Origin of the sequence: Bradyrhizobium sp. 172 (genome assembly GCF_023101065.1) — a bacterium.
GTDB classification, from domain to species: Bacteria; Pseudomonadota; Alphaproteobacteria; order Rhizobiales; family Xanthobacteraceae; genus Bradyrhizobium; species Bradyrhizobium canariense_D.
In genome coordinates this window covers 1238506-1253861 of the sequence record NZ_CP064701.1, presented here as the reverse complement: position 1 = coordinate 1253861, position 15356 = coordinate 1238506, and the positions used below count along the sequence as shown (strand labels likewise).

Annotated in this window: 12 protein-coding genes; 6 read left to right on the top strand and 6 right to left on the bottom strand. The window is 55.5% G+C overall.

From position 1 onward, the window contains the following. Positions 1 to 1159 precede the first annotated feature (1159 nt). From IVB07_RS05950 to IVB07_RS05930, 5 genes are all read right to left on the bottom strand, one after another. Entirely contained in the window at positions 1160 to 1615 is a 456-nt protein-coding gene (locus IVB07_RS05950; protein ID WP_247767520.1) for a nucleoside 2-deoxyribosyltransferase, read from the bottom strand. Continuing rightward, positions 1612 to 3276: an SIR2 family protein gene (locus IVB07_RS05945; RefSeq protein ID WP_247767519.1), complete on the bottom strand. Its 1665-nt coding sequence runs from the start codon at positions 3274 to 3276 to the stop codon at positions 1612 to 1614. The genes IVB07_RS05950 and IVB07_RS05945 overlap by 4 nt, the downstream gene beginning before the upstream one ends. A 4-nt stretch (positions 3277 to 3280) precedes the next feature. Next, entirely contained in the window at positions 3281 to 4543 is a 1263-nt protein-coding gene (locus IVB07_RS05940; RefSeq protein WP_247767518.1) for a DUF6884 domain-containing protein, read from the bottom strand. Between the two features lie 156 nt (positions 4544 to 4699). Continuing rightward, entirely contained in the window at positions 4700 to 6397 is a 1698-nt protein-coding gene (locus IVB07_RS05935) for an ATP-binding protein (RefSeq protein WP_247767517.1), read from the bottom strand. 3 nt (positions 6398 to 6400) lie between these two features. Next, entirely contained in the window at positions 6401 to 7675 is a 1275-nt protein-coding gene (locus IVB07_RS05930; RefSeq protein ID WP_247767516.1) for an SIR2 family protein, read from the bottom strand. A gap of 170 nt (positions 7676 to 7845) precedes the next feature. On the opposite strand from IVB07_RS05930, the gene IVB07_RS05925 reads away from it, so the two are divergent. The 5 genes from IVB07_RS05925 to IVB07_RS05905 all read left to right on the top strand — a co-directional run bounded on the left by IVB07_RS05925 (position 7846) and on the right by IVB07_RS05905 (position 13702). After that, complete coding sequence (locus IVB07_RS05925) at positions 7846 to 8574, top strand: recombinase family protein (RefSeq protein WP_247767515.1); 729 nt, start codon at positions 7846 to 7848, stop codon at positions 8572 to 8574. Between the two features lie 1298 nt (positions 8575 to 9872). Continuing rightward, positions 9873 to 10070, top strand: a complete 198-nt coding sequence (locus IVB07_RS05920; RefSeq protein ID WP_247767514.1) for a hypothetical protein — start codon at positions 9873 to 9875, stop codon at positions 10068 to 10070. 7 nt (positions 10071 to 10077) lie between these two features. Then, a complete protein-coding gene (locus IVB07_RS05915; protein ID WP_247767513.1) occupies positions 10078 to 10644 on the top strand; it encodes a hypothetical protein in 567 nt (188 codons plus the stop codon). A gap of 550 nt (positions 10645 to 11194) precedes the next feature. Continuing rightward, a complete protein-coding gene (locus tag IVB07_RS05910; protein WP_247767512.1) occupies positions 11195 to 13126 on the top strand; it encodes a hypothetical protein in 1932 nt (643 codons plus the stop codon). Positions 13127 to 13384: 258 nt separating this feature from the next. Beyond that, a complete protein-coding gene (locus tag IVB07_RS05905; protein ID WP_247767511.1) occupies positions 13385 to 13702 on the top strand; it encodes a DUF1648 domain-containing protein in 318 nt (105 codons plus the stop codon). 143 nt (positions 13703 to 13845) lie between these two features. Here the strand turns inward: IVB07_RS05905 and IVB07_RS05900 are convergent, their stop codons facing one another. After that, on the bottom strand, positions 13846 to 14562 hold the full coding sequence (locus tag IVB07_RS05900; RefSeq protein ID WP_247767510.1) for a hypothetical protein: 717 nt from the start codon (positions 14560 to 14562) through the stop codon (positions 13846 to 13848). 402 nt (positions 14563 to 14964) lie between these two features. Between IVB07_RS05900 and IVB07_RS05895 the strand changes: the two genes are divergently transcribed. Next, positions 14965 to 15135, top strand: a complete 171-nt coding sequence (locus IVB07_RS05895; RefSeq protein WP_247767509.1) for a hypothetical protein — start codon at positions 14965 to 14967, stop codon at positions 15133 to 15135. Positions 15136 to 15356 lie beyond the last annotated feature (221 nt).

Sequence of the window (15356 nt, the reverse complement as noted above, 5' to 3'; positions counted from 1 at the left end):
ACGATTCCCAAAACTCGCATGTTCTATTCCCCCAGCCGTGCATCCAACCGCAACGTACGGGGAAGCGCAACCTAAACGCGCTGCAACAAAAGAGATTCCGGTTACAGTGCGTGAAATTGGGATTACAGAAAACGAGTGCCCTGGGATCGAGAGGTTAGTGCACTGTTATGGGTAACCTGGCAGGTCGACTAACCCCACGTCTCAAGCGGCAATCTGCTATTGCGGCGTTTTGTCTATGTGCCCCTCTGTCCGCTTGTCGCCTCGCTTGCAGGCTGTGGTACGGCGCAATATGCGTTCACGCCGATCCGACAAGCTACTGCAAGTGCAATGCCGACCACAGGAACCAAGACAACTGCCGATAAACCAACGACAGAGCCAATTCCAGCGGCTATGGCGCCTACGACTTCAACCTTATGCTTGTTAGTGAGGCTCTCGATCTTTTTTGCGCAAGTCCTTGTAAGAGGGGTCTCCGCAATGAACTTGCGCACCTCTTCCATCACTCGACGGAAAAAACTATGCGACCCGCTACTTGCTCCAAAAGGGAAGGTGTTCTCGGGACCGACCCTGGACAGCCAATTCTGACCGATTTCCTCTAAGCTCGTTTCCATTGGAGAGCATCGCTTCTATAGTCTTTGCATGAGCGGCCGGAAGCGCTCCTATCCAATCAAGTGACGTAGAATTTTCGAAATCGAAGGTCATGACTGCAACTCGCGAATGTACTCAGCGGAAATCGCGTGGGTGGTCTGATGCAAGGTATGAGGGTCAACACCGCCCAAGCTGATGCCGCCACCTGCCCTAGGAGCGTAACTGCCGATTATCATCGCTGCGATGGTTCGCCCATCGCTGAGCAAAACTGGGCTCCCGGACTGCCCCGGACGCGCTTGAACGTTCAAGATAATGAGCAACGATAGTGATCTTTGTCCCGGTCGGATCTGCATCGGTCTTCTCAAGACGCAAATGTGCCGGGGCTTAAGGTGTCTGAGAATTGCACCGCTGGTACAGTTGGGTGGGTACTGCCAACGCCCGCCTTCAGCCTTGAAAAACCTAGCGAATTCACGCTCGCCTTGTTCCCTTTTGTAGCGTGGTTTTGTATTTTTTCATAACCATTTTAGGCTGCTCCGCTTCCACTTGTCCCTCAACCGAGTAGCTACGGCTTTCGTTAGCTCGCTTGCATATTCGGGTCGAAGTTCTCGATCCAGCTCACCAACTCGCCGTCGTCGGAAAAGAGCTTCCGAAGAGCGGCTTCGATCATCGGATTGTCCCCAATTGGAAGCAGCATACGAGGGTCAGTCTTGAGGCCAACGCACGTCTTCCCAAGCGCATAGGCATACCCCAATTCAAATGACGCACCCTCGTCTACCGTTCGCCCGTCCAATATAATGACGAGCACATCGCATGCCTTGATGGCAGCGATGTCGAGTTCGAATATCTCCAACTTCGCCTGCTCCACAGGCATCCCGTCTCGCACCAGGTCGAGGATCAAACCGCCGTCTTCTTGCGGAAGATACACATTCGCGAAGCGCGAGATTGCATCCCGGAGAGACTTGTTCCTTATCCTCTCGGCCTGTGAGAACAATGGAGCCGCAAGATACACTCGTGTTCCGTTGGCCGTCACAGCTTTCCTCCGCTTGCCAGAAGCTCGTCTATACGCTTTTCGAAATCGAAGGGGGTATAGTCGCCTAGCAAGATCTGTCTAGCTATCCTTCGTGACGTCTTGTCGCTGCCCTCGCGAGAATTGTCGAATGTAAATTGAGGTTCTGGCAGATAGACCGCTTTCAAGGCAGCCGATTGATTGACGAGCGAAGCGCCATCATAGTCGATGACCATGGCTGCGCCTCGCAGCTTTCCGCGCCGGGCCTGCCTGTCGCTGAGCGCGTGCTCATCTGCTTCCAAGAATATGATTTGACCGGCCTCAAGTGGGCCACTGTGCTTGCAGACACGTGCCCTAAGCTCCTTGAGTTTTTCGACATTTTCGGCATTCGTCTTAGAAAACGCGCAGAGGTCTAGAAAGCATCGATCCATAACGTGCATACCGACGCCAGCTCGCCGCATTTTGTCATTTTTGTCACGCAACTGACTGTAAAGCCAATCATCAATCTCCTTTCTTTCTGACGCTGTGAGCGTCATGTGATCCTGGTACATCTTTTCCGGCGCCCTGCCGGACCACTCTTCGAACGTGGAGAAGCATCGCAATCCTTCTAGATTGCTCGACTTCCCGGCTACAACCGAGCCTACAAGATAGTATTTTCTCCGAGCGGGGTGCTGTGAAAACTTCACCAAATCGGCCTCGAATAGCCCGCTATCTTCTTCGTTGAGAAGATCAATCAAGGCTGCGATCTGCTGGGTTTCCAAGAAGATAGAAATGAGATTATAGACGTCGAGATTTACATCGAAGATGTGTTTGCGCTCTTCATCGGACCGTCGGCAAGCTGGGTTCTCCCAATAAATAATGTAGTGATGATTCGCTGGATTGCGCTTCATCCCGGCTCTCAGCATGTTTTTCAACGAGTTATCGTTAAGCGACGTCCCGAGCAGCAAAAACGTCGTAGTCGCGAAGCGAGACATCAAGAAGTCTGATTCATGGAGGGTCGGCGATATCAAAACGTCCGCGAAGGCGTCCTCAGTAAAGACTAGGCCTTCGCTTCGTCGCCTCCGCGCCTCGCGAGGAAGAAAGCCGTTTATGTGATAAATCACTGATGCGTCGCGCCTCGTTTCGATTTTGGGGCGCGAAATGATCTCTGGCTGGACTTTATTTCTGCTCCGCGCAAAGCTGATTGCTGCTTCGTCGACCAAATCATCAAAGTTGAAATTTACAGTCAGCTCCGTCCTACAGACGAGCTGTCCTAGAGAGCTCAAATACGTGTGGCGTCGAAGTATGTCGTCATAGCTCACGCTTGCGATGTCACGATAAAGCTCTTGGTGGACAATCTGCATCCAAGTGGAATCGATCTGATACTGCGCAAACTGCAGTGGAAGACTTGGAGCCGCTCCTCTGACGCTAGCTTGATGCAACGCGTAGGCAATTTGCGTGATGTAGGTCTCCTGCAACCCTGCATTTCGGTGAGCGTTGAACGTTTTTTCGACCGCCGGAAACCTAGCGGTAAGCCGCTCCACCAGCCCCTTCCATGTCGGCAGATTTGCGTCTATGGACACACCGGCTCCAAGGATGAGCCCCAATCGACGACGATCAAGCCGTTGCCACATATGGCACAGCCAGACTGGAAGTTGCGGCTGGGATTTCGACGCTTCTTCAAGCGCGACGGTGGAGCGCAACATCCTGCTAACTTCCCAAGACGCCAGATTTTATCAGGCGAGCGTTGATCGTTCTAGGTATCGAAAGGTCGGCCTTGCTGCCAGCGTCCCGAAGATTCCATAGCCCCGTCTTCGCAATCACGTCATGCTTGGAATGCAGACCGAGCCAAAGCCGACCAGGAACCTCGATGGGGAGCAGAAGCTCAGTGAAGAGAGCGATTGAAAGACGCTCGATAACTGACCGAGCGCTCTCCTTTGCAGACTTGTCGGCGACGGCGATACAACAAATGGACAGATTACCGATAATCTCTGACACGACCTTTTCGAGTGGCCGCTCCTTGTCTCGCTCGACGCCGCTCAAGTTTTGTCCTATGCCCCAATTTGGATATCTGTCTCGCAGCCCGTCTCGTCGGATGAGAGCTTCACCCACGTGAAGCCTAAATACCGAGCTACGATGATTGCCGTATCCATCGGACGTTCCTAGGTGGGTACGGAGCCGGTCGCGGAGCGTCGCGCGCGATCCCGCGGAAACGCCGTGCGTACCAACGCGCACTAGCCTCGGCAGAACGTCCGAGAACACGGTCTTTTCTGCCGGATCAAAAAAGAAATATACGCCTTGATCAGGAAGAGCACCACCAAGTGCTTCTTTAAGCGGCTTGACGTGACCAGCAGCGTGCAACCTGTCGAAAATCGCATACAGCTCTTCAATGCTTCCAATACGATCCAGGTAATGATGACACGCCTTCAAGAACAACAAGCGGGCGCTATTTGAGAGCCCAGTTAGCGGATTGATTACTTTGAACCCGGTCGACCTGAGGCCCTCATCCAGCGGGGTTGCATAGTCATCATCTGCTAGAAGGATCACTACTGAGCTGTCGCGCTTATGGCGATTCAACTTTGACAGGACAGCTGACCGCCATTGAAAGCGTTTTTCTTCGTCGAACGTGCTCAGGTTCACATCGTACGGTGCGACTTGGGCGGCGAGAGTGAGCAGCCCGTGCTTTGCGGAAAGAATGAAAGCACGCTTTTGTAGACGGCTGATCAGATTGATCGACATCCGAAATCGAGGAGACGTATACAACTCCGAAGCAATAGATTTGGTGTCCTTCTTATTCTTACCGCAGGACACCAGCGCAATCGCATTCTTGGGAAGCCGCATCACCTCGTCGATGAATTGCTTTGCCAAGCGCGCAAGTTCGTCTCGATCTGGATCGAGCCAATCGAAGGCTAATTGGTCTGACTTGGCAGAAAGTGAGTGGCTCATGGTTCCGCGGCGCAGCTGTTGCGGCACATTAGGCGGCTCTCAGGTGTCTCGTAGTATACCGGCGACTTTCGTGACACGACATTTCCCGACCGCTTGGGGCTTTTATCCACAGGTCTTCCAAGTCAACAGCTTGTCCACTTGCAGTAGCATCTGCCGCGCGCGCGAATGCCATCAATGCACGAGTTAGTTCGCCTTTCGGTCCCGCCAGAACTTATTGTAGTCAGGGCCCTTAGAATCAGGCGGGACTTGTGGCTCATGAATTTGGACCGGCATCGGGGCAGGAAGATCGGGACCAACAATTATAGCTTCGCCCGGGGCAAGTGCTGGAATAAACATGGCGGCGTTTTTGTCCAAGTCACCACATGCGCGCTCGACTGCGTGCCGGTCCTCGTCGTTCGTGAGACGATGCACAATGAGGGTGCCTAGTTGACTGAGCACGTCGTGGGGGACGTCTCTGGGCCGCTGTGTCGCCATTATGGACGTAAGTCCGTACTTTCGTCCCTCCTTTGCGATTATGCCGAAAGATTCCAGCCTCACGCTTGCATACTCGTCGCCCACAGTCCTGCCGAGGAATTGATGGGCCTCATCGAGAATTGCAATCATCGGGCGTGTTCGGAACAAGCCCTTCCTTGCCTCACTCAATAGATAGCGACCGATAACATTTAGAAGTATTTCTCGGGTGTTGTGTTCGAAGTGGACGGACCGAAATGAAATACGAATAATGTCATCCTCATCGTCCGCAAAGAACTTCGTCAATACGTCAACTAACGACAGACCGGCTGCTTCAAAGAGGCATGATAGTTGATGCGTGCCGACCAAGGTCCTAATTCGGGCGACAAGCGTTTCGCAATGAGCCACGGAGTTGTCAGGGCCTCCCCAATTATCCGCATTTGCACCCTGACCGCTTGACCAAACGCATTCGGCGGTTACTTGCTCTGCAAGGCCCTCAATCCTGAAGTTACACAGAGGTGAGTTAATCGCGTCGCGATGAAGATCGATTGCGTTAAAAAACGGCTCTCTAAGCTGAAATGCTTTTTCTAATGTACCTCGCGCCGTGAATCTGATGCCCTCGGGAGCCTGTCCTCTGCAAGCACGCATCAACTTAAGACTTCGAATGGCTTCTCTGAGCTTTGGTCCCTGAGATTGCCCCGACGGCCGAAATAGAGCGAACAAATCCTCCTCGGTCGTTTGAGTGTATGGGAAGTGCACGCGCTCAGTTCCCTCCTCGCCTTCGTTGAAAGCATAGTGCTTTGTGATAGAAGGCAAGCCAGCGAACTCACCGGTCGGATCGAAAAGCACACACTTCCCGCCGTTGGCTTTAATCTGATCCAGTATGGTGGCAATCGTCCAGCTTTTGCCGCCTCCGGTCGCGCCGAACACACCGCAGTGACGGCCGAATAGCTTTTCGGGAGGCAATCGCAAATGCATTTCACTACCTGCACTCAAGAGCCCTAGATCGATGGAAAGCTGCCCTTCAGTCGAGAGAGCATTTGCAGCCAACTCTCCAAACAGTTCAGGCTGAGCGAGATACACAGCATCACCGACACGGGGATGCGCCCTGAGCCCGCGGATCAGCCGATTTTTCTTCTGGTCGACGGACGCTAGCAGCTGAATGCGGCCAATAGGATGCGGCTCGGGCGCCAGTCCCATCTGCGGCTCGACGCTCAAACGCTCGTTGTCAGGGAGTTTGACTTCGATGATTCTGCCTAACAGCTTCGCGCTTTCGCAATCGACAAAGACAAAATCCCCAACGGTGCCTCTTGCGAGGGCCCGACGCTCGGGACGAGCGGTAGCATAGGGAAGATTGGCGTGAGCAACCGATGCGGTAACAAGGGTAATCGTTCCGGCGTAGCGGCTTGGGTCGATAAGACTGCGCGCCATGGCTTAGACCACCGTGGGTTCATTCAAGACCTTGATTCGCTCCGCATGACGCTCGCGCTCCGTTTGAGCAACAAGATCTGGGATCGCTTGAGCAAGATCATCAAACCGAGCATTCAAAAGCGTAACTCGTTCGTCACCAATGTCTGCGAGCCGCTTCAATCTGGAAAAACACGCGCTAGCTTTTGGTCGAGCTTGCGCAGTTGCTGGCAGCAAAGGTTCATTCCTTTCCAACTCCTCGTCGGCCAGAAACGCGATGTCGCAAGCAACTAAGCGCAGGGTCATATTGGCTTCAAGTGCGGCCATTAGGGGCTTGCTGATGTGATCATCATTAAAGCCGAACCCAGAGACGATCAGGGCGGTATCGGGCTCACGCAAAGCCGTCTGCAAGGCAGACATCATGTCCAAATATGGCGTCTCGAATGCCTCCTGATATTTGCTGTCGCGGGGATAAATAAGGACCGCCGGTCCGTCAGCCTCGCTGCGAGAGCGTATCAACTCCGCCCCCTTTCGGCGCCAGTCTATCGAGCCGTGGAGCTTGTAGAGATGGAAAACACTCTCGATGTACTCAGGCCCTTCGCTGACGGAATCACGACGAACGATGTCATATGCGAAATGTCCGCGATCATAGACTTGCGGCATCGAATGAGAGAAGCCGTCGACAACCGTAAAACGGAGCGCCCTCGCCGCGTATTCAAACCCCAAGTCATAGTTTGTCGTGAACACACGCGCGCGTGGCTTCCTTGCACCGCGTCGGGCGATTTTTCTTAGGATCGCCTGATGTGCAGACAGGTCCGTTTGATCGCTCACGAAGTCCACACGAGCCGCAATGGACTTTTCGGCTGATGCGATGAATTCAGCGACGTCACGAGCCTCCTCCGGTCCGAACAGCTCCAGGTAAATTTTGCAGTGAGTTAAGAGCTTCTCGATGTTCTTTTCCGCGATATCTTGATTCGAACGAGGCATATGGCGGGCGATTGCGTCAATCGAGCCGTGGATGGCTTCAGCTACCACCGTATCCCAAAGGTCCCTCATGCCGGGCGCCGTAATAGCGTTCGGACCGCTATTCTTCGCACAAAAGGAGGAGCCTGCCCCTGTCAGGAGGATGAGGTTTGAAGCGTTCAGGCTGGCCGTCAAAGATTCCTCGATGAGGCGCGAGCTGCCGCGCTCGGTCACTTGGCCCTCTTTGTTCACTGCATCGTCATGAGCACGCCAACCGTCTTCGCGCTTGTAGTAGCGCACGTTGCTCACCGACGCTGGACGATCATTCCAGAAACTCATCGTTCCCCCCAGACAGCTTGCAAAGCGTGTCCCCTCAACTTTGGCTGGCATTTGCACACGACGAAAAGAGGCATGCAATTCGGAATCGCTGGGATTCCCACTTGTGCATTGAATTTGCGAAGGCTTGTATCTATTTCTCAGGAATAAGATACGAACGAGCAAAGCAAGCTATGGTAAAATCACTGAAATCAACCGAGGCATTCGCTTATCTAAGGACGTCCTCAGCGGCGAACATCGGAGAGGACAAGGACAGCGGCCGTAGGCAGCTCCAAGCCATCGAAGGGTTCGCCAAGCGCGCCGGGATCGAGCTGGCGGGCGCCTACCATGATGAAGCCGTGAAAGGCTCTGATCCCATAGATACCCGCCCCGGGTTCGCTGAAATGCTTGAGGCATTAGAGGCAAACGGCACCAAGACCATTATCGTTGAGACCGCCAATCGCTTTGCGCGCGACCTGATGGTTCAGGAGGTCGGCTTCGCGATGCTGAAGGCCCGGGGTTTCGACTTGATCGCCGCGGATAGCCCAACGTCTTTCCTGGACGACACGCCAACCGCGCGGCTTATCAGACAGGTGCTTGGAGCCATCTCAGAATTTGAGAAGGCCATACTGGTGGCGAAGCTGAAGGGCGCTCGGGACCGCAAGCGGCGCTTGGGGGTAAAGGTGGAAGGGCGAAAGTCCATCGGTGAAGAGCGTCCTGAGACAGTTGAGTTTGCTCGCACGCTGGCACGCGCGAGGCCCAAGGGTGGCAAACGGTCTCTAAGGGAAATCTCTGCAGCGCTTGCTGAGGCAGGGCATTCCACGAAGACAGGTAAGCCGTACGCCCCAACAGCAATCAAGCTGATGTTAGCGCGGGCTTCAGGGCGCGCGGTCGGCAACGCAGCCAAGCAAGAAACCCAATGACAACTGCAGCCTTCTTTTCCTCGCTCGCGGCGCTCGCGGTGTCATTCGAGGCGCCTGTGGCCGCTACGGTCCTCGGGACGCCGGCATTCTGCTTTGTCGGGCACGGCTGGTAGTCCCCACACACTTGAGGCTCCGAAAATGAGCCTCTCCCAACGCACCGGACCCTAATTTGGCCAACCCGGCCACCCCGACTTCAAACTGTTCGGCTTCAAGGGGCCAGCCGCCGCCAGACTTACCGCAGCAGCGTGCTTGAACTGCGACCAGTTCTTCCCCGGTCACTGCTCTCCATTTCTCGAAGGCAACACCGAAGGGGTCAGCCGCTTACTAACGCCTGCACGATTTGGAAGACGAGTTCTGAACCTCTGAAACCGTGCCCGATGCCACTCCCATCCACTCCGCTTCTTCCTCGCAGCTTTTGCTTCGCCTTGGTCAGCATTTAAAACCACCATGAGGAGCCTCTCGACCCTATCAAGGTTTTCCTGTGCCACCGAAGCATTGTCCTTGGAACGAAGAACACCGGTCGGGTTAGGCGTGGCCGATGCGTCCAGCTTCAAACGCTCCTTCCATCGCACGTATCTTTGCCCCACATTTGCTCTGTGCTTCGGGTCGCTAGGATGCTTCGGAAACCTAAGTCGAGGCTGAGGCCCCCGAGCTTTCACGACGAACTCGGTGGCGGGCGGCCCAAACCTCCTCTTGTCGAGTAGCCCCTTGTAGGTGACCAGCGTATCGGCCACGCGCTCCAACATGCGGGCCGCCGTCTTGTAAGGCACATCGAGCGCCTCAGATACCTCGGGCACACTCACGTTACGGCTACCGGTCTGACTAAGAACGTAAGCCAAGCGCATCCAATTCACATAAGACACTCGGGTCCGTTCGAGCGCGGTGCCAACAGTGGCTGAAAATTGTCGGCGACATTCTCGGCAATGACGCAGCCCCGCACGATGGGACTGCTTCTCTCCTCCAATTTCAAAGCTCTGAGCCTTCGCCTGACAGTGGGGGCAGACGGCGCCGTCTGGCCACCTCAAGGCTTCCACAGCGGCTCTCGCGGCATGTTCATCGTGCAAGACGGGATGGTTGGAAGGGAAGGTCTGCATCGCGGCAAGTCATTAGCGGACCTGTTTTGTTAAGTCCACTAATTTCGGCAGATCACACCAGGAAGTGCAATAAAAATCAACAACATAGCCGGGGCAGAGGGGCGATAGCCCGTCCCCGAAGCACAGGAAGGCGCTTTCAGAGCCCCAAACGGCACAAGGCGGAACTCCCGGTGCGACCTCAACGCGACTACGCAAGGAACTTAAATGACACCTCCGATAAACGGCACCGACTTCGAACAAGAAGAACTGAACTGGGATAAAGCACTCGATTGGCTCTACGGGGAGCTTGAACTCTGCCAGTGCGATCCTGCCGAGAACGAATGGCAGATTGGCTACGAAACCGCCCTTCGCGATTTCTTCTCGCACCTGATCGGACGAGACCCGAGCGAAACCCTGCACTAAGCGACCAATGCAAAAATCAAAGAGAGAAATAACGACGATCAAATCTCGCCCACGAAAGAAGTCTGCACGGGGCAAGGGCGCCCCAAGGGCCACTCAAGCTACATCAGCACGCCTCAAGGAACTCTGGGCTACCCCTGAGTTTCGCGAGAAGATGAAGCGCCGAGATAAAGAGCGGATCGCGGCTGCGAAGGCGGACCCCGCTAAGTTCTACAGATACGGTGTGCCCGATGGGATGCGTCGAGCCGAAGCAGAACACCTGTGGGCGCGAGCTAACGAACTTGCCGATAGGTTCATCGAAGGCCTGAAGGCGAAAGGTGAACTGCCTGACCTGCCCCGCCAGGTTGCCAAGAACAGCGACGGCGGCATCTTCGTGCCACCTACTGATGAAGGAAAGGCGGAGGGTGCCCTGCGCGAGGCCTTCGTGCTCGCTGTCGGACCCTCGAACCCACGATTGAAAGCTCAGGCCATCAACATCGTCCTCACGTACACCAAGGCCAAACCGACCGGCAAAGAGGCGCTTTTGCGGGATAGGCCTGAAGACTTCCTGAACACGCTTATCGCCTCGGGCGACTGAGCAGACGCGAGCGGCACCAGCCGCGCAGGGCGAGCACCAGAGGCACTATGGGAGACCTTGGAAGCCTCTGGTGAGCCTTGGGTTGGTGGCCGCAAGCCTGCTGGTCTGCACGAGAGGAGAACGCCGTAGACCAAGATCAACTTATCTCTACGTGTAGGTGTTGTCTCGCCGACCACATCCTATAGCTGACGTCACCTTGCGGGCTTCTGGACGCCTTGGCCTAACACCAACAAACAATCCAACCACGCCATCCCCGGTAAGGGCTCTGGGGACTCCACTGAAGCGTTCTTGATGGGTGATGGCTGTTGCCGCACCAAGACGCTCAGACGAACCGTCCGGGCTTCCTGTGGCTCCGAGGCAAGCTCCGAGACCGCTGCGGTTCGAGCTTTTCACCGTCAATTCTCTCACAACTCAATCTCCCCCTCAAGCTCCACCTTGGATGTTCTCTTAGGAGGAAAGGGGGGAGGTTTTATCAATCATCAAACATGACACTTCCTGACCGTCCTTTGGCCGGATGAGGGGTCGTGTTCAATTCAAGGATAATTCTGCTTTGCAGACCTCTATCGACCAGCACGGGCTTGCTCTCGTGCCCTCGCAAATCTTCCTGAACCGTATGGTTCAACACTGGTCCGAAATCTCTGACGGCAACATGCCAGCCACACCGGCCCTCAAGGAGGCTTGGTGCGTCTTCGAGAGCAAGTCCAGAGAATTAATCGTCAACAATGCAAGTGACAGTCCGTTCAAGCCTTCTGTGGTGCTTCCCCTTCCGACCGGCTCGGGTAAGACCGAAGGCACCTGTGTTTACGCAGCTCTCCAAGCGGAGGCCAACGCGAAGGGCGAAGGGACACCAATCGGCGCATTGATCGTCACACGGCTTATCAAGGATGCCGACAGCTTGGTGCAGAAGATCAACGCAATCGCTGGACGTCCTGTAGCGGTCACCAGTCACACCGAGGGTAAGTTGAAAGCTCACGAAATGGCTGACGCGGACATTCTGGTGATCACGCATGCCGCCTTCATGCGCGCATGCTGGTCGTTCGGGTCGGGCGCAGAGGAGCGTTGGAACTCGCTCTACTCGTGGGCTGGAGGCAAGCGCCATCTCGTCGTGGTGGACGAGGCATTGCTGAACTCAGTTAGCCACCATCGGGTCAGCAGCAAGGACATTGAACTGGTATTACGAGGGATCCCGCACGAGGACAGAGACAAATTCGGAGGTGCTATCATCACACTGACGAAACTGCAGGGCTACCTCGACAAGAGGGAACAAGAGCACGCTCGCGGCGATGCTCAGACGGTGCCTCTGTGGGCTCAGGGCTTCCCCGAGCAAGCCTCGGAGATTGAAGCTCTCCACGAAGCCTTGGGCTCTGTCGAGTTCGATCCCGACCTCTTCGCAGAGGATGCTGCGCAAAACGTGTCAACCGTGCTTGAGGCGGTGCAGGTCATGCTTGAAGAGTTCGCCTACTATCACCGCAGCGGTCCTCAACACACCCTCAATTCTGCGCGCTACATCATCCCAAAGGGCATGCCGGGTGTTCTGGTGCTGGATGCCACAGCTCGCTCCAACGTAACGTATGAGCTACTGGGCGGAGGCGTCATGATCGCCGATGTACCTCGCGGCATCCGCAACTACGAAAACGTGACCCTGCACGTCGCACGCACGGCCTCGGGCATGGGCAAAACCAAGATGGAGAAGACGAAGCATACACGCCTGCCCCGCCTCGCCGCTGAACTGCGAAAGCAACTGCCAGAGGGAAGAGAGGTGTTCCTGTGCGTCCACAAGTGCGCGAAAGACTTGGCTGGCACCTACAGTACAAAAGAGCTGCCGCTGCACATCGGCTATTGGGGCGCGGTGGATGGGAAGAACGATTGGCAAAATTGCAACGTGGCTGTGATCTTTGGGCTCTACTGGCAAGATCCGACGCGGCCGATCAACAACGTGTTCGCCATCGACGGGCCAAAGGATGCTTCGTGGCTCAAGGCTCCCCGCCACGGCGAACACGAAGACATCTTAGCGGTCATCTCTCAGAAGGACGTCTCGGCATCAGCGATCCAAGCCATCAACCGCATTTGCATCAGGCGCGTAACCGATGCTGAGGGGCGATGCGCCGAGGCCGACGTGTACATCGTGCTCCCGAAAGACTGGCGCGGAGACGCCATCTTGCAGGACATTCACACCAACATGCCCGGTCTCAGACAGGCAACATGGGACTTTGAGCCGGATGGCCCCAAGGTCTATGCGCCGCGCAGCAATTCCGTGGCTCAAGCCGTCATCGAGCTGATGAGGACACGCGAGCCCGGAGAGACCCCGCTCTCCTACATCCGCACGCAACTGTCACTGACCCAGCGGCAATTCGCCAGACTGAAGGAAGACCTGGCGAAGGCGGCAAGCAACATTGCGACTGCCCTGCATGAGCTGGGTGTTCTCTACAAGGTCCAAGGACGAGGCCGAGCCACTAAAGGCCTCCTCGTGAAGGTCGCGTAATTGCCTCTAGGCCGCACCAGGGTTTCCCATTCGGAGCCTCAGGTGCGGCCTTTCTTATTCGCGGCACGTCAGCTTAGAACGTAATGGCGGAGATAGGCGCGAATTGGCCGAGATGCCGCTATGGGCAGAAGCGGTCGTCGCGTCCGGTCAACCTGACAGCAACCATAAGGAAATGGACGCGAACGGTTCCTTCTAAACAAGAATGGATAGCTTTTCCGTCTCTCGATAGTCTCGGCTGGTGTTTGGAAGGCATACAGCATGTTACCAGCAGACTACGTCTTTGGCTTAGCTCTCGCGATGGTCGTCGCGTTGAACTTCTATTTTGGCCCACGTATCCAAGGCGAGCGCATTGCCATGCAATGGGATCCAAACGGCCAGCCAACATGGTACGCGCCAAAACGGCTCGCAATGTGGGGAATGATTGCCTTCATGGCGGCTGTCCGCCTCCTCATTTGGTTGGCTTCGACATATGCGCCGCAGCAAGTGCACGGTGCTGAATTAGGAATTGTCATTTTCTCGCTGATCGCCGCCGGCTCTCACCTGTTCATTTTGACGAAAGCGAGAGCGACCCTCTGAACGGTCGCGCAAGTCGATTTCGGGGGTCATTCGCGTCGATGCAGACTTCTACCTGTCACTTCCGGTCCACCCCGAACAGCGGACATAACGGAACCGACCTAGCTTGTCCGAAACGGGGCCAGGAGCAGACGTCGGCCGTGGCCCTAAGCTTGTGGCCGGGGCCGCCAGGCGAAGCGGTGAACCAATTGGTGGACCCGGGAAACTACAACCCGCACCTTCAGTAAAATTTTGATGAGCCAGTCTGGTGCGCCCAAGTAGCGCAGAGTTTCAACCGCGCCTTGCAGGTTACGCTGCTGAAAGCTCAGATCGGAGAAATGATCGTGATCGCTAGCGCACCACTCCAATGTGAGCGCTCTCTCCTCCGACAATTCCTCGCCGCCCGCTATCTTGGCTATGAAGTGTAGTTCTCGCCGAAGACAGACCGCTTCGATCCGAGAGCGTTTCTTTTCATCGTAGCTGATACCCCATCGCTCCAGCCTTGCATGGGTCGCTTCATGGATTATTGTGCAAGCAATCTGTTCGAGCGTCGTTGTTTCAAGAAGAACATATCGCTCATCCAGCACGCAAGCCTTCAGTGCCGTGTCATAGCAAGCACGAGCAGTCGGAAGTATGCTCACCCATACCCGCTCTAAGTTATAAGTGACGCGAGAATAGTGAAGCGAGTCATGGCGTTTGATCAGTTGAAGCGCGTCCTCGACGCGGCGCAAGCCGGGGTGGCGCTTACTTTCCTGAGTCCCTACCCAAAGCCCGTCAATGTCGCTGCCCGTCGAGAACCAGAGGGCAGCCCTATCCACAGCGCCGATCTTGCGATTTTGCTTTTTTACCGGGCCTAAGAGCGCGGCTTTGCAGATAAGGCTCACGTTTGGGCTCAATTCTGACTGTCGAGCAAGATTTCCGATACTAAGAACGTCTTTCGGTTGCGAAACAGCAGGCAGTCAACCGTGACCACGGCTAATGCTCAATTTTCCATGAACAGAGGTAGGCTGCTACGGGTCACAAGCTGCCCTTCGCAGGCTACTTCACATTGGTCGGCTCATCTCCCAGGAGCAGACATTTCGGCTTTCCGAGCGAAGGTCGCCATCGGGCCACAAGCAGAAGCTGCGCACGATTTGATGTGCTGCATTCACCGTCACTTAGCTGTGCGGCGAGAAGGGGTGTGGTCGTGCGATGTCGGTTCCGCATTCGTGAACGATGCTGTCGCGATTGGATGTTAAACTAGGGGCATGGAGCCTCAGACTGAACAAGCTAAGACGGGTGATAGTGTGCATCCCGAAACGCCGCGCATCGTCAATGGCATGCCCTATCGTCCTCGGAAGGTAAGCCTATGGGAAGGTCTTGGCTTTGCCGGTATTGCTTTGGTGCCCGATTTTCTCCTGTTGCTCGCAGCCATCCCGCTCGCCTTGCGTGGCATTTTGAAATACTTTCGACTCTAGGGGATGGCTGCCAAATCGATCTGACGTTTCTGAGTAATCCTCTGCCGAGATTTCCGCTAGGGTCAAACTGCGACCTTCCGAACTGCTCCGGCTCGTCCGCTTATCGTGCGTTAGCCACCGCGGTTCTCGCGAGCCCCAGAGCTGCCTTGCGGCTTCATCGGGTTACCTTGGTAATGCGCGTGGGCTTAACAGGCCCTGAGGAGCGAACACGCGACTGTCGT